Raw genomic sequence first — 18,671 nt, 5'->3', positions numbered from 1 at the left:
CCGTGCCGGGTTCGCGAGCTACGAAACGCGGACGCCCGCGCCTTGCGGGCGTTACGCAATTTCGCGGATGGGCTCGACCATGGACGACAATGAATTTGAATACCGACACCAAGCCCGCCGGGCGGGAGGCTATCTCGCCCTCGCCTTCGGGATGGCGCTGCTTTACAGCGCAATGAAACTGACCGCGACGACCTGGATTCACGTCGCTGCGTGGACCTATCTCGCCCTCACTTTGTACAAGCTGATGCGCAACCGCTCGGGGCTGCTGCGGATCACGCCTGCGCGAATGGAGGTCTATCGCAACGGGCGGCAACTGGGCACGTTCCCGCTTGCGCAGATCGACTCGGCGCGGCTGCGGCGGCGCAAGCTTGCGGGCGACGAATGCATGGTCACGCTGCGCGACGGGCGCCGCGCCTACCTGCCACGAGAGGCCACGCCGCCGCTCGACCGGCTCAGCGCGATTTTCGAATCCTATGGGGTGCCGGTGGTCTGATCCCCAATCCGGGGCGGTCGCCCTCTTGCTCCCGCCCCTGCCCTGTCCTAGAAGCTTGCCCAAGCCTTTACTGACAGGATGTGGACATGCTCGACCATCTCGAATTCCAAGCCCCCGAACCCAAGGTCATTGCCGGTGCCAAATCGGATTGGGAGCTGGTGATCGGGCTTGAAGTCCACGCACAGGTGGCCTCGAAAGCCAAGCTGTTCTCGGGCGCCTCGACCAAATTCGGCGCAGAGCCGAACTCGAACGTGGCCTTCGTCGACGCGGCGATGCCCGGCATGCTGCCGGTGATCAACGAGTTCTGCGTGGCGCAAGCCGTGCGCACCGGGCTGGGCCTCAAGGCCGATATCAACCTGCGCTCGGCCTTCGACCGGAAGAACTATTTCTACCCGGACTTGCCGCAGGGCTACCAGATCAGCCAGCTCTACCACCCCATCGTGGGCGAGGGCGAAATCATCGTCGATATGGGCCCGGGCGTCGCCCGCAAGGTCCGGATCGAGCGCATCCACCTCGAGCAGGATGCGGGCAAGTCGATCCACGACATGGATCCGCATATGTCCTTCGTGGACCTCAACCGGACCGGCGTGGCGCTGATGGAAATCGTCTCGCGCCCCGACATCCGCGGCCCCGAAGAGGCGGCCGCCTATGTCGGCAAGCTGCGCCAGATCCTGCGCTATCTGGGCACCTGCGACGGCAACATGCAGAACGGCAACCTGCGCGCGGACGTGAACGTCTCGATCTGCAAACCGGGCGCTTACGAGAAATATCAGGAAACGCAGGATTTCAGCCATCTCGGCACGCGCTGCGAGATCAAGAACATGAACTCGATGCGCTTCATCCAACAGGCCATCGAATACGAGGCCCGTCGCCAGATCGCCATCGTCGAGGACGGCGGCGAAGTGGTGCAGGAAACCCGCCTCTACGATCCGGACAAGGGCGAGACGCGCTCGATGCGTTCGAAGGAAGAGGCGCATGATTACCGCTACTTCCCCTGCCCCGACTTGCTGCCGCTGGAAATCGAGCAGGCATGGGTCGACGATATCGGCGCCTCGATGCCGGAACTGCCCGACGAGAAGAAAGCGCGCTTTGTCAAGGAGCTGGGCCTGTCGGAATATGACGCCTCGGTGCTGACCGCAGAGGTCGAGAACGCGGATTACTTCGAGGCCGTGGTGGCCGAGGCCGGTGACGGCAAGCTCGCCGCGAACTGGGTCATCAACGAGCTGTTCGGTCGCCTGAAGAAGGAAGACCACGACATCACGTCGAGCCCGGTCGATGCCGCTCAGCTTGGCGCGATCATCCGGCTCATCAAGTCGGACAAGATCTCGGGCAAGATCGCGAAGGACCTCTTCGAGATCGTCTATACCGAAGGCGGCGACCCCGAGAAGATCGTGGAAGAGCGCGGCATGATTCAGGTCACCGATACCGGCGCCATCGAGGCCGCCGTGGACGAGGTGATCGCCGCGAACCCCGATCAGGTCGAGAAGGCCAAGGCCAACCCCAAGCTGGCTGGCTGGTTCGTCGGTCAGGTCATCAAGGCCTCGGGCGGCAAGGCCAACCCCAAGGCGGTCAACCAGATCGTCGCGCAGAAGCTGGGGCTGTAAGCCTTTCAAACCAATCCGATCAAGGCGCCTTCGGGCGCCTTTTTCATGTCCGCCCGGAAAGAATTCGGGAACAAGTCTTCGCGCTTGTGGCTTGGGGAGATGCGCCCTAGGCTCACGCGGGCGTGATTAGGAAGGGTTTGCGATGAGTGGCTTGCTGGCATTGCTGGATGACGTGGCGGGGATCGCCAAGGTGGCGGCGACCTCGATCGACGACGCGGCAGGTCAGGCGGCCAAGGCGGGCTCCAAGGCAGCCGGCGCGCTGATCGACGATGCCGCCGTCACGCCGAAATATGTCCACGGCTTCAAGCCCGCCCGCGAATTGCCGATCGTGGGGAAAATCGCGCTCGGCTCGATCAAGAACAAGCTGATCTTCCTGCTGCCAGCGGCGCTGCTGCTCTCTGCCTTCGCGCCATGGCTGATCACACCCTTGCTGATGCTGGGTGGCTCTTACCTGTGTTTCGAGGGCGCGGAGAAGGTCTATCACCTGTTCAAACCGCATGAGCCCGATGCCGAAGGCCATGTCGCGGCGGAGACCGCCGACCATCTCGAGGAAAAGCGCGTCAAAGCCGCGGTGAAGACCGATTTCATCCTCTCCGCCGAGATCATGACCATCGGCCTCGCCGCCCTGCCCTCGGGCCAGCCGATCTGGATGGAGGCGATTGCGCTTGCGATCATCGGGATCGGCGTGACGGTGGTGGTCTATGGCTCGGTCGCGCTGATCGTGAAAGCCGATGATGCGGGGCTCTGGCTGGCCGAGAACGCGAACCTTGCTGCGACCCGAGCCTTCGGGCGCGGCATGGTGAAAGTCATGCCGTGGCTGATGAAGACCCTGATGATCGTCGGCACCGCCGCGATGATCTGGGTCGGCGGCAATATCGTGCTGCACGGTCTGGCAGAGCTTGGCTGGCACGCGCCCTACGACTGGATCCACCATCAGGCCGAGGCCGCAGCCCATGCTGCAGGCACCGCCGAAGGCTTCGTCAGCTGGGCCGTCACCGCGTTCTTCGACGGCATCTTCGGGCTGATCTACGGGCTCGTCCTGATCCCGGTCGTCACCCGGATCATCCAGCCGATCTACCGCGCCGTCACCGGCAAGGAAAAGCCCGCACACTGAGCGCAAGCGGACAGGTTGAGGCCACCCGCGCCGCTCGCTAGGCTGGGCGCGAACAGATTTCACGGAGCGCAGATGACCGAGTATTTCGAGACCCAAGAAGGCCGCCGCATCGCCTATAACCTGACGCCGGGCGAAGGGCCGGGCGTGGTGTTCCTCGGCGGGTTCAAATCCGACATGGAAGGCACGAAAGCGCTGGCGCTCGAGGACTGGGCCAAGCGCGAAGGCCGCGCCTTCCTGCGCTTCGACTATTCCGGCCACGGCGTCTCGGACGGCGCATTCGAGGACGGCGCGATCGGCGACTGGTTCGAGGATGCGCGCGACGTGATCATGGCCAAGACCGAAGGCCCGCAGATCCTCGTGGGCTCCTCGATGGGCGGCTGGATCTCGCTCCTGATGTCTCGCGAACACCCCGAGAAAGTCGCAGGCCTCGTCACCATCGCCGCCGCCCCCGATTTCACCGAGGACGGCTATTGGGCGAGCTTCGACAAGGAAACCCGGCACAAGCTTGAGAGCGAAGGCTCCATCGCGATTCCGTCGGATTACGGCGAGCCCTATGTCATCACGCGCCGCCTGATCAACGAGGGCCGCGAGCGGCTGGTGCTGCGCAGCCCGCTGGCGCTGCCCTTCCCCACGCGCTTCTTGCAAGGCACCGCCGACGAGGCCGTCAGCACCGAGACCGCGATCCGGCTGCTCGAGCATGCCGAGGGCGCGGACATGCGCCTGACCCTGGTGAAGGGCGCCGATCACCGCTTCTCGGACCCGGACTGCCTCGCGCTGATCGAGACCGCGCTGGCGGAGGTGCTGGCCCGGCTGTGATCCGCTGCTTGCGGCATTTCGATTTGCTTGACCTCGGCCCTTGCGGCACACTCGACGCGAGAAGCGCGAAAACGCGCCGCGATTGAGGTTTCGAGCGATGCCAAGCGACCCGCTGGTCTTTCTACCCGGATTCATGTGCGACGCACGGCTGTTCTGGCACCCGCTGCAGGAACTGTCCTCCGAGCGCTCGGTGATGGTGGCGCGGCTGCGTGGCGCGACGATCGAGGAGATGGCGCAGACCGTGCTCGACGAAGCCCCGCCGCAATTCGCGCTGGTCGGGCATTGGCTGGGCGCGGTGGTCGCAATCGAGATCTTGCGCCGCGCGCCCGACCGCGTGAGCCAGGTCGCGCTGCTCGACGTCTCTCCCCTGCCCGAGATGCCGCAGATCGCCGCCGCGCGCGAGACTCGGATCGTGAAGGCGCTCACCGGGCGGCTCGACGAGATGATGCTGGAAGAAATCCCCGCCGAGAGCCTTGCTCCCGGTCCCGGCCGCGCCGAGATTCAGGCGATGATGCTGGAAATGGCGGCAGGCTTGGGCGCCGACAGGTTCGAGGCGCAATCGCGCGCCCTGATGCGCCGCCCCGACCTGCAACGCACGCTGCGCGCCACGAAAACCCGCGCGCTGCTGATGTGCGGCGAATACGACAAGATCTGCCCGCCCCGCCGCCACGAATTCCTCGCCGAGCTGATGCCGCACGCCGAATTCCGCCTGATCCTCGGCGCAGGCCACCTCAGCCCGCTCGAGCAACCCGAGAAGATCACCCAGAACCTGCGCGACTGGCTGGAGGCACCGTTATTGTTGGCGTGAGAACGCAACAACTTTGGACGCTTCGACTTTCCGGGTCCCACGGCATTTCGGGAAATTCGTGCAGCCCAGGAAGACGTCATTCGTTTTCTTGCTACGGCGCTCGACCATCGCGGATCCGCATCGCGGGCACGCATCTGTCGAAGCCTGCGCTTCCACTCGCGTCCTGACGTTCTTGATGTGCTGCTGCGTGGTCCGCAAACCCCGCTCGAACCGCCGGCTTGCCAACGCCTGACATAGCGCATCGACCTCACTCTCGGTGAGTATCACTTGGTGCGGAGACTTCAGAAAGCTGAGCATCGAGTTCCGCCGCCAGTGAACGCTGGAAGGAAACTCGGTTTTCGGCACCGCCCCACCAACGAAGACGATAACCCCCTGAACCTTGCGGCCGTCTACACCAAGACACTCTTCGATCGCTTTGATGTGCTTGTAGTTTTGCCGCAGCGGATTCTGAAACTTGGTCTTTTTCTTATAGAGAACCTGCGTCCATTGAGATTGCCTCTCGGCACCGAATATCCAGCCGCTCATGTTCTTGGTCTCGATCACGAACACGCCGCTCCGCGATATGAGGACATGATCGATCTGCGTTGTCCCGTCCTTCACGGGCAGAGTCACATCATCGAAGAGATGCATGCCCCTCTCTTCAGCTAGTTTCTTAAGTCCTTTGCTGACGTAAACCTCTCCGATGAACCCCTTGAAACGGGGGGATTTTACGATCGCAACTAAGAGGAGGAGAAGCAGCACAACGGGGAAAAACAATGCGTCCATAATCTCGGTCTCAAAAAATCAAAGTGATTTTCCGATCATGCGCCGAAACCCGTCAAAACGATGGCGAAGTCGCGAATAAAAAAGCGCTGCCGAAGCAGCGCTTTTCTGAAACTCTCGCGTGGAGTGAGATCACCCCGCCTCGGCCGTCTTCACCTTCTTCTTGCGGATCGGCGTGACCGTCGCGGGCTTCCCCTTCCCGGGCGCGGGGTTGTCGGCGTTCTCGTCGATGAAATCGAGCACCAGCGGGCGGATATTGTTGCGCCAGTGCGAGCCTGCGAAGATGCCGTAATGGCCTGCGCCGGGCTCGAGGTGCTGTTGTTTCATCGAATCCGGCACGCCCGAGCACAGGTCGAGCGCGGCGACGCATTGGCCGGGGGCGGAGATGTCGTCCTTCTCGCCTTCCACGGTCTTCACCGCGACCTTGGTGATTTTCGAGATATCGACCATCTTGCCGCCGACCTCGAAGCGGTTCTGGGCGATCTCGAGGCCCTTGAAAATGCGCTCCACCGTCGAGAGATAGAATTCCGCCGTCATATCCATCACCGCGAGGTATTCGTCGTAGAAGCGGTAATGCTTGTCATGCTCGGAGCCTTCGCCCTGCGCCTCGCTCCAGATCTTTTCCTGGAAGGCCTGCGCGTGCTTGTCCATGTTCATCGAGATGAACGAGGCGAGCTGCATCAGGCCCGGATAGACCAGACGGCCCGCGCCCTTGTATTTGAAGCCGACGCGCTGGATCACCATCTGCTCGAGCTGGCCCATCGTGACGCGACGCCCGAAATCGGTGACCTCGGTCGCTTTCGCGTCGGGATCGATCGGCCCGCCGATCAGGGTCAGCGTGCGCGGCTGCGCAGCCGGGTCTTCGGCTGCCAGATAGGCAGTGGCGGCCAGCGCGAGCGGTGCGGGCTGACACACGGCGATCACGTTGCAGTCAGGGCCCATCTTCTTCATGAAATCGACAAGATAGAGGGTGTAGTCCTCGATATCGAACTTGCCCTCAGAGACGGGGATGTCGCGCGCATTATGCCAATCGGTCACCCACACGTCCGCATCGGGCAGCAGCGAGGCCACGGTCGAGCGCAGCAGCGTCGCGTAGTGGCCCGACATCGGCGCCACCAGCAGGATGCGCCGCTCCATCGGCTCGCGGCCGTGGACGTTGAAATGCACCAGGCTGCCGAAGGGCTTGTCGAGCACGGTCTCGACCTCGACGAGGTGATCGCGCCCGTCCTCTGCCGCGATCGAATGGATGCCCCAATCGGGCTTGATCACCATCCGTGCGAACGAGCGCTCCGTCACGCGGCCCCAGGCCGACATGATCTTGAACATCGGATGCGGGGCGAGCCCCCAGACCGGGTAGGAAGCCATGGCGCGCGCCGAGGCGCCCATCCACTCGTTCGTGTTCCTGAAGGTCTCCATCAGGTCGTAGGACATGATCGTTTTCATATACAACTCCTCGGGGCGGGCCACGCACTCACTCGGCAATGGAAACGCCGCTTTACCCCAAGACTGCGGCGATATTATGCTGGTGCAGAGGATAGGGAGGAATATCATTTATGACAACCGAGGAGACGGACAAAATTGCTGCATCGCAGAAGATGCAAGACAATCTGGCGCGCATCGAAGAACTGACCGAGCGCATGGTCGATGCGATCGCCCATAAGCGACCGATGAACCCGGCCCTCGAAGGCCCCGGCGCCGATCTCTACATGACGTCCTCTGCCGCCATGATGAACGAGTGGCTCGAAAAGCCCTCGAAAATCCTCGAAGCCCAGGTGAATTACTGGGGTCAGGCGATGAAGCATTACCTCGAAGCGCAGGAGGCGCTCGCCAAGGGAGCGTTCCGCCCACCGGAAGATCCCGGGCCTTCCGACCCGCGCTTCGCCAATCCGCTCTGGGACAGCCACCCCTATTTCAACTACATCAAACAGCAGTATCTGATCGCGGCCAAAGGCGTGAAAGAGGCGGTCGACAAGCTCGACGATCTCGATCCGGTGGACCGTCAGCGACTGAACTACTTCTCGCGCCAGATCATCGACCTGATGGCGCCCACGAATTTCCTCGCCACCAACCCCGACGCGCTGGAGAAGGCGATCGAGACCGAGGGCGAGAGCCTCGTGAAAGGGCTCGAGAACCTCGTGCGCGACATCGAAGCGAACCGCGGCGACCTGCTGGTGACACTGGCCGACAAGGACGCCTTCACCGTGGGCGAGAATATCGGCACCGCCGAGGGCGCGGTGGTCTATCGCAACCGCCTGTTCGAGCTGATCCAGTACACGCCGACCACCGAAAAGGTTCACAAGACCCCGCTGGTGATCTTCCCGCCCTGGATCAACCGTTTCTATATCATGGACCTGAAGCCGCAGAACTCGCTGATCCGCTGGATCGTCGATCAGGGCTTCACCCTCTTCGTGGTCAGTTGGAAGAACCCCGACCAGAGCTATGCCGATGTCGGCATGGATGACTACGTGCAGGAGGGCTACCTGACCGCGATCGACGAGGTGAAGAAGATCACCGGCGAGAAGAAGGTCAACGCGGTGGGCTATTGCATCGCGGGCACCACGCTGTCGCTGACGCTGGGCCTTCTGAACAAGCGCAAGGACAAGTCGATCAACTCGGCCACCTTCTTCACCACACTCACCGATTTCTCGGATCAGGGCGAATTCGCGGTCTTCCTGCAGGACGATTTCGTCGACGGGATCGAGCGGCAATGCAAGGCCGACGGGGTGCTCGACAGCTACTTCATGTCGCGCACCTTCTCCTATCTGCGCTCGAACGACCTGATCTATCGGCCTGCGATCCGCAGCTACATGATGGGGGAATCCCCGCCCGCCTTCGATCTGCTGTTCTGGAACGGCGACTCGACGAACCTGCCGGGCAAGATGGCGGTCGAGTATCTGCGCGGGCTCTGCCAGAAGGACCGCTTCGCGCGCGACGGCTTCGAGGTGCTGGGCGAGACGGTCAAGGTCTCGGACGTGAACGTGCCGCTGATGGCCATCGCCTGCGAGACCGACCATATCGCGCCCTGGGTCGCCTCGTTCAACGGGGTCGCGAAGATGGGATCGAAGGACAAGACCTTCATCCTGTCGCAATCGGGCCATATCGCCGGGATCGTGAACCCGCCCAGCAAGAAGAAATACGGCCATTACACCTCCCCAGCCCCGATCGCGAATCCCGACGAATGGCGCGCGCAGGCGGAGTTCCACGAGGGAAGCTGGTGGCCGCGCTGGGGCGAATGGCTGGCCAAGAAGTCCGGCGCGATGGTGCCCGCACGCCAGCCCGGCGATGCAGACCACCCGGTTTTGGCTGATGCGCCCGGCACTTATGTCAAAGAGATAGTTAAGATATAGCTTTCCCGCTTGGGTTGAAAATTTCTGCGGCGCAGCAATTCTTCTCTTGAAATGCTGCGCCGCAGCATGTATATACGTTGCGTAACCCAAAGGGCCCCGCCAACGTTCCAGACCACGGGCCCCAACCCAACGGAGCACTCACATGGCTAAGACCCAAGACTACACCAAGATCATGCAGGACATGATGGCGTCCTTCCCCGTCGACACCTCGAAATTCCAAGACGCTTTCAAATCGCAAGCGGCTCTGGGCGAGAAGATGTCGCAGGTGGCGCTTGAAGCTGCCGGCAAGTCGACCGAAATCTCGACCAAATGGACCAAGGGCACCATCGACAAGATGGGCGACCTGACCAAAACCAAGGAAGAGCCCGCCGATTACGCCAAGGCGATGAGCGACTTCGCGTCGGCTTCGGCCGAGATGGCTGCCGAAAACATGGCTGCTTTCGCTGAAATCGCGAAAAAGGTTCAGATGGACACCGTCGAGCTGATGATGGCTGCCGGCAAGGACATGTCGGAAGAAGCCTCCGCAAACGTCAAGAAGGCGACCGCCGACATGACCGCTGCGACGAAGAAAGCCACGGCGGCTGCGAAGTAAGAATACACCGCGGGCACCGGCTTCCTCCTCCCAGTCGGCCTCGCGTATCTCGGGCGCGCCCTCGTGGCGCGCCCTTTTTCTTTTATTGCTTTTGGCAGCGCGGCGTCACACAATCGCTGCACAAGCACAATCCGGGGAGGATCGCATCACATGGCCGAAGACGAAAAGCCCTTGCTGATCAAGCGTTACGCCAGCCGCCGTCTCTACAACACCGAGACCAGCGATTACGTGACGCTCGAAGACATCGCGAAATTCATCCGCGACGGACGCGAGGTGCAGATTGTCGATCTGAAATCGGGCGACGACCTGACGCGGCAATATCTGCTGCAGATCGTGGCCGAGCACGAAAGCCGCGGCGAGAATGTCCTTCCGGTCGATGTGCTGACCGATCTGGTGCGCTCCTATACGGGGGCTGCGCAATCGGTGGTGCCGCAATTCCTCGCAGCCAGCTTCGAGATGCTGCGCGAGGGGCACTCGCATATGCTCGAGAACATGAACAAGATGCCGAATCCCATGGCCTCGATGCCGGGCTTCGAGGCGCTGCAGGCGCAGCAACAGGCCTTCTTGCAGAACATGATGGCCGGCTGGGGCACGGCAGGCTCGTCCGGCCCCGCGCCCGATGACGGCGATGATCGCGGCGAGTTGGACTCGATCAAGAAACAGCTCGCCGATCTGCAGAGCAAGCTCAACAAGATGTAAGCGAGAGGCGCCCGCGCGGCGCCTTTTTCTTGGCTCATGGCCATGGGGGCTCTGCCCCCTCGGTGCTGCGCACCTCACCCCCGGGATATTTTTGCCAACACGAACGCGCACAACGCTTTCAGCTTCGGCTTGGCCGAAATATCCCGGGGGAGCGCGTCAGCGCGGGGGCGGAGCCCCCCTGCGACACCTCCCCCAGCCCCAAGCCATTGACAGCCGCGCGCGAGCCGCGCAAAAGGCTCGGGAAGCATATATCCCGCAACCGGGCGTTCCGTGGGCGCCAAACCGACGAGGAGGACGACATGTCCCAGATCTCCCTCACCTTTCCCGATGGCAATTCGCGCGACTACGACGCGGGCGTGACGCCGGCCGAAGTGGCCGCCTCGATCGCACCGTCGCTGGCGAAGAAAGCGATCTCCGCGCAGGTCAATGGCGCGCATTGGGATCTGCAATGGCCGATCCAGGAAGACGCGCAGATCGCCATCAACACGATGCAGGATGACGGCCCCGCGCTGGAGCTGATCCGCCACGACCTCGCCCATATCATGGCCCGCGCCGTGCAGGAGCTCTATCCCGGCGTGAAGGTCACGATCGGCCCGGTCCGCGACAATGGCTGGTTCTACGACTTCGACCGCGAAGAGCCCTTCACGCCCGAAGACCTCGGCGCGATCGAGAAGAAGATGCGCGAGATCATCAACGCGCGCGACGCCATCAAGACCGAGGTCTGGAGCCGCAAACACGCGATCGACCACTATCTGGCGACGGAAGAGCCCTACAAGGTCGAGCTGATCAACCGGATCCCGCAAGGCGAAGACATCCGGATGTATTGGCACGGAAACTGGCAGGATCTCTGCCGTGGTCCGCACCTGCAGCATACCGGTCAGGTTCCCGCGGATGCGTTCAAGCTGACCCATGTCGCGGGTGCCTATTGGCTGGGCGATTCCAGCCGTCCGATGCTGCAGCGCATCTATGGCGTGGCCTTCAAGACCAAGAAGGACCTCAACGCCTGGGTCACGATGATGGAGGAGGCCGCCAAGCGCGACCACCGCAAGCTCGGCCGCGAGATGGACCTGTTCCACATGCAGGAAGAGGCGCCGGGCCAGATCTTCTGGCACCCGAACGGCTGGACCATCTACACCGCGCTGCAGGACTACATGCGCCGCAAGCAGCGCGATGACGGCTATGTCGAGGTGAACACGCCGCAGGTGGTTAACCGCAAGCTCTGGGAGGCCTCGGGCCACTGGGAGAACTATCAGGAGAACATGTTCATCGTCGAAGTCGACGAGGATCATGCGCGCGAAAAGACGGTCAACGCGCTCAAGCCGATGAACTGCCCCTGCCACGTGCAGATCTTCAATCAGGGCGTCAAATCCTATCGCGACCTGCCCCTGCGCATGGCCGAGTTTGGCTCCTGCGCACGCTACGAGCCCTCGGGCGCGCTGCATGGCATCATGCGCGTGCGCGGCTTCACGCAGGACGATGCGCATATCTTCTGCACTGAGGATCAGATCGAGGTGGAAACCGAGAAGTTCATCAAGTTCCTCTCGGGGATCTATGACGATCTCGGCTTCACCGACTGGCGCATCAAGCTGTCGACGCGCCCCGAGAAGCGCATCGGTAGCGATGAGAGCTGGGATTACACCGAAGCCGCGCTCGGCAATGCCTGCAAGGCTGCTGGCTACGACTATGAGATCTTCGAAGGCGAAGGCGCGTTCTACGGGCCGAAGCTGGAATTCGTGCTGACCGACGCGATCGGGCGCGACTGGCAATGCGGCACGCTGCAGGTCGACACCAACCTGCCCGAGCGGCTGGATGCGGAATTCGTGGGCTCGGATGGCGAACGCCACCGCCCCGTGATGCTGCACCGCGCGGTGCTCGGCTCGTTCGAGCGTTTCATCGGCATGCTGATCGAGAACTTCGCGGGCAAGATGCCGCTCTGGCTCGCGCCGCGTCAGGTGGTCGTCGCCTCGATCGTCTCGGATGCCGACGACTACGTGCTGGAAGTGACGTCGAAGCTGCGCGCCGCGGGCATCCGCGCCGAGGCCGACACCCGCAACGAGAAGATCAACTACAAGGTCCGCGAGCACTCGCTCGGCAAGGTCCCCTATATCTTCGCGATCGGGATGAAAGAGGTCGAGGAGCGCACGGTTTCGGTCCGCAAACTCGGCGATACCCGCACCTCCACGGTGGCAATCGACGAGATCGTCGAGCAGTTGATCACCGAATCGACGCCGCCCGATTTGCGCGGATAATTGCCGCAAATTCAGGCCGATCCGGAATTTTCACAGACCTGTGAGGGGCTTGCGCCCCTCACGGAATGTCATTGCATTTTTGCAATTCTCGGAGAGACTTGAATATGCGTGTGTTACAGACTTTCCTACCGCCTCGCTTCTGAAAAAGGCAGCCGGAAGACCCGAAAGAGACTGGCTGCACGGCCCGGACGCAATATCGCGCCGGGAGACTACGAAGGAGAAGACGGTAATGGCCACTGGCACCGTGAAATGGTTCAATTCCACCAAGGGTTACGGCTTCATCGCGCCCGACGAAGGCGGCAAGGACGTGTTCGTGCACATCTCTGCTGTCGAGCGTGCGGGTCTCAAGGGGCTCGATGACAATCAGAAGATCCAATATGAGCTGCAGTCGGGTCGCGACGGCCGCTCCTCGGCATCGGATCTGGTCCTGCTCTGATCTTAGGATCGGACGGTAAGGATTTGAAACGGCGCGCATCGCGGGATGCGCGCCGTTTTTCTGTCTCAGTCTTCGATGAGGGGCTCCCCTCTCAGAGCCACTCGGCCTGCGTGGCCTTCGCCCAGCCCAGCGTCAGCTTGTCGCCCTCGCGGATCACCGGGCGCTTCATCAGCGCGGGGTGTTCGCCGAGCAGATCGGCGACGGGCTTTTCGCGCTCGCCTTCGGGCAGGTTGCGCCACGTCGTGGAGGCGCGGTTGACGATCTTGTCTCCGAAGGCAGCTTCGAACTCCGCGACCTCGGCCCCCGTCAGAGGCTCCGCCCGCACGTCGTGAAACTCCACGTCGCGCCCGGCCGCCTCCAGCGCCTTGCGCGCCTTACGCACCGTGTCGCAGGTCGAAATCCCGTAAACGATCATATCCCCTCCTCCAGCGCGCCGTTATCCAGATGCAACACGCGGTCCATCTTGGCGGCGAGCTCCATGTTATGCGTCGCGATCAGCGCCGACAGACCCGTCTCGCGCACCAGCCCCATCAGCACGTCGAACACGGTATCCGAGGTGGCCGGGTCGAGGTTGCCCGTGGGCTCGTCGGCCAGCAACAGGCTCGGCCCGTTCGCGAGCGCCCGGCAGAACGCCACGCGCTGCTGCTCACCCCCCGACAGCGCCGAGGGGCGGTGATCCATCCGGCCCGCCATGGCGACGCGGCTCAGCAAGTCCTTGGCCCGCTCTTCCGCCGCCTTGCGGCTGACGCCATTGGCCAGCTGCGGCAGCACGATATTCTCGACCGCCGAGAACTCCGGCAGCAGGTGGTGGAACTGGTAGACGAAGCCCAGCTTCTCGCGCCGCGCCGCCGTGCGCTTGCCATCGCGCGCCCCGGTGAGGTCTTCGCCGTCGATCAGAACCCGGCCTGAATCGGGCGTATCCAGCAGCCCCGCGATATGCAGAAGCGTCGATTTCCCCGCCCCCGAGGGCGCGACCAGCGCCACGACCTGCCCTTTCGGAATGGTCAGATCGAGACCTTTGAGCACCGTGATCTCGTTCGGCTTGCCCCGGTTGTAGCACTTTTCCAACTGTTCGCAGATCAGAACGTCATTCATAGCGCAGCGCCTCCACCGGGTTCATGCGCGCAGCACGGCGCGCCGGGAAGATGGTCACGATGAAGCTCAGCGTCAGCGACAGCGCCACCGCCTTGGTCACGTCCCAGGGCTGCAATTTCGCTGGCAGATGATAGATGCCGCGGATCGACGGGTCCCAGGCATCGCCACCATTGAGCCAGTTCACGAAGCCCATGACGTGGTCGATATTCACCGCGAACAGCACCCCGATCGCCAGCCCCGCAAGCGTTCCGATCACCCCGGTGAAGGCCCCGCACAGGAAGAAGACCCGCAGGATTGAGCCCTCGCTAAGCCCCATCGTGCGCAGGATGCCGATATCGCGACCCTTGTTCTTCACCAGCATGATCAGCCCCGAGGTGATATTCATCGAAGCGATCAGCACGAGGATCGAGAGGATGATGAACATCACGTTATCCTCGACCGAGAGCGCGCGCAGGAAGCTCGACGAGGCGTCCTTCCACGTCCACAAAAGCGTGCCCTTGCCGCTCGCATCCATGATCGCGGGCTCCCATTCGGCGATGCCTTCCGGATCGGCCACGTCGACGTCGATCTCATCCACCCCGCCTTCGCGGTTGAAGAAGCTCTGCGCCTCCTTGAACGGCATATAAAGCCGCGTCTGGTCGATGTCATACCGCCCGGCCGAGAACACATACGAGATCTTGTAGGCATTCACCCGCGGGCTCGTGCCGGACGGCGTCTTGGCCCCGTTCGGCGAGATCACCTTGACCGTGTCGCCCACCGTCACGCCCAGATCACGCGCCATCCCGATGCCGATCGCGATGCCTTCACCGTAATTGTCGATATCGCCCTGCGCGTCGTCGGAATGGGCGATATTGGGGATGTTCTTCAGATCCGACAGCGCCAGCCCGTAAACATCCGCCACGTTGGAGCGGTCGCCGAAGCTGACCATCGCCTGACCGCGCACGGCCGGGGCCGCGCTGACCACACCGGGGATCGCCTTGATCCGCTCGGTGCGCGCGGCATAGTCGCGGATCAGCTTGGAATAGACGCCCGAGCCCTCGGCCACTTCCATCGGCGCGGAATAGACCGTGATCTGCGGGTTCGAGCCGACGATAGTCGAGACGAACTCGGCGCGGAAGCCCGCGCGCACGGCAAGCGTCGCGATCAGGGCGGCCACGCCCAGTGCGATGCCGATCAGGGAAATCCATGTCATGACCGAGACGCCACCTTCGGCGCGGCGCGCGCGCAGATAGCGCCATGCGATCATGAACTCGAAACGGGAAAACGGGGCAGTGCGTGCGGCCATCGGCTCCATCCACGAAAATTCGGCGCAAGCTGGCGCGGCGGGGTCGAAAGGTCAAGCCTGCGCCCGGTCATAGCGGCGAGAGCGCGCCTGTTTCGGCTTGGTCGAAATATCCCGGGGGAGCCCGGAACGGGCGGGGGCAGAGCCCCCTATTTGCAGCCCAACGTGCCGGGCACATCCGCCAGAAGCGGCGCCATGCCCTCGGCCAGATCGGCGGGGTAATCGGTCTGGACGGAGGCGAGCACCGCCCCACCCGCGCAATCGAGCCGCTCGGTCTTGCGCAGCGTCACCTTGCCGAACGTGTCCTTGGAGCGGATTGCGAACCCGTCCTCGGTCACATCGTCCGACAGCACGGTATCGCCATCGAGCAGGATCGTGTGCAGCAGTTGATCATGCGCAGCCGCCAGATCAGACCCCTGATCGGCATGGGCGCGCAGCGCGACATGGGCGGTCTTGTGCGGATCGATATCGGGGGCGGAGAACAGGATCCCGCCCCCCGGCATCTCGTCCGACGTCCAGCCCTGCGGCACTTTCGCCGAGATGCCGAGCGCGTCGCTCGACCACGCCACGAGGCCCTGCCGGGCGCCCTGCCCCGAGCCTTCGGCCAAAGCGGGCCCGGCGAGCAGGCCTGCCGCGACCGCAGCAACGATCAGATCAAAGCCCCGCATAGATGCCCACGATCTTCTCGACCGCCTCTTCCGCCGGCATCTCCTCGCTCTCGCCGGTGCGGCGGCAGGTCAGTTCCACCTTGTTGGCCGCGATCCCGCGCGGACCGACGGTGATGCGCCACGGCAGACCGATCAGGTCCATGGTGGCGAATTTCGCGCCTGCGCGCTCTTCGCGGTCGTCATAGAGCGGGTCGAGCCCGTGATCGAGGAACGCCCGGTAGAGCGCTTCGCAGGCGCTGTCGCAGCTGACATCGCCCTGCTTGAGATTGACGATACCGACATGGAACGGCGTCACGCCCTCGGGCCAGATGATACCCTTCTCGTCGTGGTTCGCCTCGATCAGCGCGCCGACGAGGCGGCTCACGCCGATCCCGTGCGAGCCCATATGGACCGGGACTTTCGAGCCGTCCGGGGTCTGGACACTTGCCCCCAGTGCCTCGGAATATTGCGTGCCGAAATAGAAGATCTGACCGACCTCGATGCCGCGCGCGACGCGGCGACGCTCTTCCGGGACCTCGTTGAAGGCCGCCTCGTCATGGGTCTCGTCGGTGCGGGCATAGCGCGAGGTGAATTCCTCCAGCACGCTCTGGCACTGCGCCACGTCGTCGTAATCGATCTCACGGTCGCCGAAGGTCAGATCGGTGATCTCGCTGTCGTAGAACACTTCCGACTCGCCCGTCTCGGCCAGCACGAGGAATTCATGGGTGTAGTCGCCGCCGATCGGGCCGCTATCGGCGCGCATCGGGATCGCCTGCAGGCCCATGCGCTCATAGGTGCGCAGATAGCTGACGAGATGGCGGTTATAGGCGTGCAGCGCGTCTTCCTTCGACAGATCGAAGTTGTAGCCGTCCTTCATCAGGAATTCGCGGCCGCGCATCACGCCGAAGCGCGGGCGGATCTCGTCGCGGAATTTCCACTGGATCTGATAGAGCGTCAGCGGCAGCTGCTTGTAGCTCGACACATGCGCGCGGAAGATGTCGGTGACCATTTCCTCGGCCGTGGGCGAGTAGAGCATATCGCGCCCCTGACGGTCGGTGATGCGCAGCATCTCTTCGCCATAGCCGTCATAGCGGCCCGACTCGCGCCACAGATCTGCCGATTGCAGCGTCGGCATCTGGATCGCGAGATGGCCGGCACGCGCCTGCTCTTCATGCACGATCTGCTCGATCCGGCGCAGCACCTTGAAGCCCATCGGCAGCCAGGAATAGATCCCGGCCTGCTGCTGCTTGATCATACCCGCACGCAGCATCAGCCGATGCGAGGCGATCTGCGCCTCGGCGGGGGTTTCCTTGAGAACGGGAAGAAAATAGCGGGACAGGCGCATGAGCGGTCCTTCGAGGGTTGGTGTCAGACGTTGCGTTTGGCCTAGAGGAAACGGGGGCGTTGGGCAAGATGGTGGCGCAGGTTGCGGGTGTCGCCTATGAGGGGGCTCCGCCCCCGGCGCATCCGCGCCTCCCCCGGGATATTTCCGCCAAGAGGAAGGGGCGCGCGCGATCCTGGCCTTGATTTCCCACCGCATTTCGCCACGTTAGAGCGAACGCATCGCTGAAAAGGACCGCGCATGGCCCTGCCTGCCCGCCAGCAAGTCACCTATTGGTCCGTCGCCGCCTTGGTGCTGGTCCTGTCGCTGTGGTGGCTGGGCAATGTCATCCTGCCCTTCATCATGGGCGGCGCGATCGCCTATTTCCTCGACCCGCTGGCCGACCGGCTGGAGAAGCTGGGGCTGAGCCGCGCGGTCTCAACCGCGATCATCGGGCTGGTGACGGTGCTGATTTTCGTCATCCTCGCGCTCGCCGTGGTGCCGATGCTGGCGCGTCAGCTGGCGCAGTTGGTCGCCCTCGCGCCCGATCTTCTGGCCTCGTTTCAGACTTTCCTGAACGAGCGTTTCCCCAATCTCCTGCACAACTCGGTCGTGAATGACACGCTCAACACCCTCGGCACCGCGATCAAGGCGCGGGGCGGCGAATTGGCGGCGACCCTGCTGAGTTCGGCGATGACGCTGGTGAACGTGGTCGTCTTCATCGTCGTGGTGCCGGTCGTGGCCTTCTACATGCTGCTCGACTGGGACCGGATGGTGGCCAAGATCGACGGCTGGCTGCCGCGCGATCACGTCCACACGATCCGCACCATTGCGACCGATATCGACCGGGTGCTCTCGGGCTTCGTGCGCGGTCAGGTCACGGTCTGCCTCGTGCTGGGCACCTTCTACGCGATCGCGCTGATGGCGGCGGGGCTCGATTTCGGGCTGCTGGTGGGCTCGGTCGCAGGCGCGCTGACCTTCATCCCCTATATCGGCGCGATCATCGGCGGCGCGCTCGCCATCGGCCTCGCGCTGTTCCAGTTCTGGGGCGAGTGGTTCAATATCGGCATCGTCGCGGGCATCTTCGTGCTCGGCCAGTTTCTCGAAGGCAATTTCGTCACCCCGAAACTCGTGGGCGATTCGGTCGGGCTGCATCCGCTCTGGCTGATCTTCGCCCTCTCTGCTTTCGGCACTTTGTTCGGTTTTGTTGGCATGTTGGTCGCCGTTCCCGTCGCTGCGGTGATCGGAGTGGTTGCGCGCTTCTTCATCGACCAATATCTGCAAGGGGCGCTTTACCGAGGGCAAACGGAGCGCGAGCCGACAGCCCATTCGCCGATCTCTCTCATCAACGAGGAGACCGGGGAAGTGACGGGCGCGACCGAGACGACCGAACACGAGAGCTGAGA

Annotated in this window: 18 protein-coding genes; 11 read left to right on the top strand and 7 right to left on the bottom strand. The window is 63.1% G+C overall.

All coding sequences use genetic code 11. From position 1 onward, the window contains the following. Positions 1-79 precede the first annotated feature (79 nt). From BMI86_RS19005 to BMI86_RS18985, 5 genes are all read left to right on the top strand, one after another. Positions 80-493: a hypothetical protein gene (locus BMI86_RS19005; RefSeq protein ID WP_078542734.1), complete on the top strand. Its 414-nt coding sequence runs from the start codon at positions 80-82 to the stop codon at positions 491-493. Between the two features lie 86 nt (positions 494-579). Beyond that, complete coding sequence (gene gatB / locus BMI86_RS19000) at positions 580-2,097, top strand: Asp-tRNA(Asn)/Glu-tRNA(Gln) amidotransferase subunit GatB (RefSeq protein WP_078542733.1); 1,518 nt, start codon at positions 580-582, stop codon at positions 2,095-2,097. A gap of 142 nt (positions 2,098-2,239) precedes the next feature. After that, positions 2,240-3,211, top strand: a complete 972-nt coding sequence (locus BMI86_RS18995; RefSeq protein ID WP_078542732.1) for a DUF808 domain-containing protein — start codon at positions 2,240-2,242, stop codon at positions 3,209-3,211. 72 nt (positions 3,212-3,283) lie between these two features. Continuing rightward, a complete protein-coding gene (locus tag BMI86_RS18990; protein ID WP_078542731.1) occupies positions 3,284-4,027 on the top strand; it encodes an alpha/beta hydrolase in 744 nt (247 codons plus the stop codon). Between the two features lie 97 nt (positions 4,028-4,124). Further along, on the top strand, positions 4,125-4,835 hold the full coding sequence (locus tag BMI86_RS18985) for an alpha/beta hydrolase (RefSeq protein WP_078542730.1): 711 nt from the start codon (positions 4,125-4,127) through the stop codon (positions 4,833-4,835). Here BMI86_RS18985 and BMI86_RS18980 read toward each other — a convergent pair. Beyond that, the gene (locus tag BMI86_RS18980; RefSeq protein WP_078542729.1) at positions 4,821-5,600 is read right to left on the bottom strand and encodes an NERD domain-containing protein; all 780 of its coding nucleotides are present in this window, start codon (positions 5,598-5,600) and stop codon (positions 4,821-4,823) included. The genes BMI86_RS18985 and BMI86_RS18980 overlap by 15 nt on opposite strands. A gap of 129 nt (positions 5,601-5,729) precedes the next feature. Next, complete coding sequence (gene phaZ, locus BMI86_RS18975) at positions 5,730-7,040, bottom strand: polyhydroxyalkanoate depolymerase (protein ID WP_078542728.1); 1,311 nt, start codon at positions 7,038-7,040, stop codon at positions 5,730-5,732. A gap of 110 nt (positions 7,041-7,150) precedes the next feature. Between phaZ and phaC the strand changes: the two genes are divergently transcribed. The 5 genes from phaC (at position 7,151) to BMI86_RS18950 (ending at position 12,920) form a co-directional block, all read left to right on the top strand. Then, entirely contained in the window at positions 7,151-8,944 is a 1,794-nt protein-coding gene (gene phaC / locus BMI86_RS18970; protein WP_078542727.1) for a class I poly(R)-hydroxyalkanoic acid synthase, read from the top strand. Between the two features lie 142 nt (positions 8,945-9,086). Continuing rightward, positions 9,087-9,536, top strand: a complete 450-nt coding sequence (locus BMI86_RS18965; RefSeq protein ID WP_078542726.1) for a phasin, PhaP — start codon at positions 9,087-9,089, stop codon at positions 9,534-9,536. Between the two features lie 150 nt (positions 9,537-9,686). Continuing rightward, positions 9,687-10,235 (top strand): polyhydroxyalkanoate synthesis repressor PhaR, encoded by a 549-nt coding sequence (phaR, locus tag BMI86_RS18960; RefSeq protein WP_078522837.1) that lies wholly within the window; start codon positions 9,687-9,689, stop codon positions 10,233-10,235. Positions 10,236-10,534: 299 nt separating this feature from the next. Beyond that, entirely contained in the window at positions 10,535-12,484 is a 1,950-nt protein-coding gene (gene thrS, locus BMI86_RS18955) for a threonine--tRNA ligase (RefSeq protein ID WP_078542725.1), read from the top strand. Positions 12,485-12,713: 229 nt separating this feature from the next. After that, on the top strand, positions 12,714-12,920 hold the full coding sequence (locus BMI86_RS18950; protein ID WP_075775516.1) for a cold-shock protein: 207 nt from the start codon (positions 12,714-12,716) through the stop codon (positions 12,918-12,920). A gap of 91 nt (positions 12,921-13,011) precedes the next feature. Here the strand turns inward: BMI86_RS18950 and BMI86_RS18945 are convergent, their stop codons facing one another. The 5 genes from BMI86_RS18945 to proS form a co-directional block, all read right to left on the bottom strand. After that, positions 13,012-13,335, bottom strand: a complete 324-nt coding sequence (locus BMI86_RS18945; RefSeq protein ID WP_078542724.1) for an ArsC/Spx/MgsR family protein — start codon at positions 13,333-13,335, stop codon at positions 13,012-13,014. Then, on the bottom strand, positions 13,332-14,015 hold the full coding sequence (locus tag BMI86_RS18940; protein WP_078542723.1) for an ABC transporter ATP-binding protein: 684 nt from the start codon (positions 14,013-14,015) through the stop codon (positions 13,332-13,334). The genes BMI86_RS18945 and BMI86_RS18940 overlap by 4 nt, the downstream gene beginning before the upstream one ends. Next, positions 14,008-15,300, bottom strand: a complete 1,293-nt coding sequence (locus tag BMI86_RS18935; protein ID WP_078522841.1) for a lipoprotein-releasing ABC transporter permease subunit — start codon at positions 15,298-15,300, stop codon at positions 14,008-14,010. Before BMI86_RS18935 ends, BMI86_RS18940 begins: the two co-directional genes overlap by 8 nt. Before the next feature lie 146 nt (positions 15,301-15,446). Further along, positions 15,447-15,965 carry a hypothetical protein gene (locus tag BMI86_RS18930; protein WP_078542722.1) on the bottom strand — a complete coding sequence of 173 codons (519 nt, stop codon included), beginning with the start codon at positions 15,963-15,965 and terminating at the stop codon, positions 15,447-15,449. Next, complete coding sequence (gene proS, locus BMI86_RS18925) at positions 15,952-17,289, bottom strand: proline--tRNA ligase (protein WP_078542721.1); 1,338 nt, start codon at positions 17,287-17,289, stop codon at positions 15,952-15,954. Before proS ends, BMI86_RS18930 begins: the two co-directional genes overlap by 14 nt. A gap of 237 nt (positions 17,290-17,526) precedes the next feature. Between proS and BMI86_RS18920 the strand changes: the two genes are divergently transcribed. After that, positions 17,527-18,669, top strand: a complete 1,143-nt coding sequence (locus BMI86_RS18920) for an AI-2E family transporter (RefSeq protein WP_078542720.1) — start codon at positions 17,527-17,529, stop codon at positions 18,667-18,669. Positions 18,670-18,671: the final 2 nt, after the last annotated feature.

Origin of the sequence: Thioclava sp. DLFJ5-1 (genome assembly GCF_002020115.1) — a bacterium.
GTDB classification, from domain to species: Bacteria; Pseudomonadota; Alphaproteobacteria; order Rhodobacterales; family Rhodobacteraceae; genus Thioclava; species Thioclava sediminum.
The sequence above is the reverse complement of the archived record's forward strand: the minus strand, read 5'-3'. Positions and strand labels throughout refer to the sequence as shown.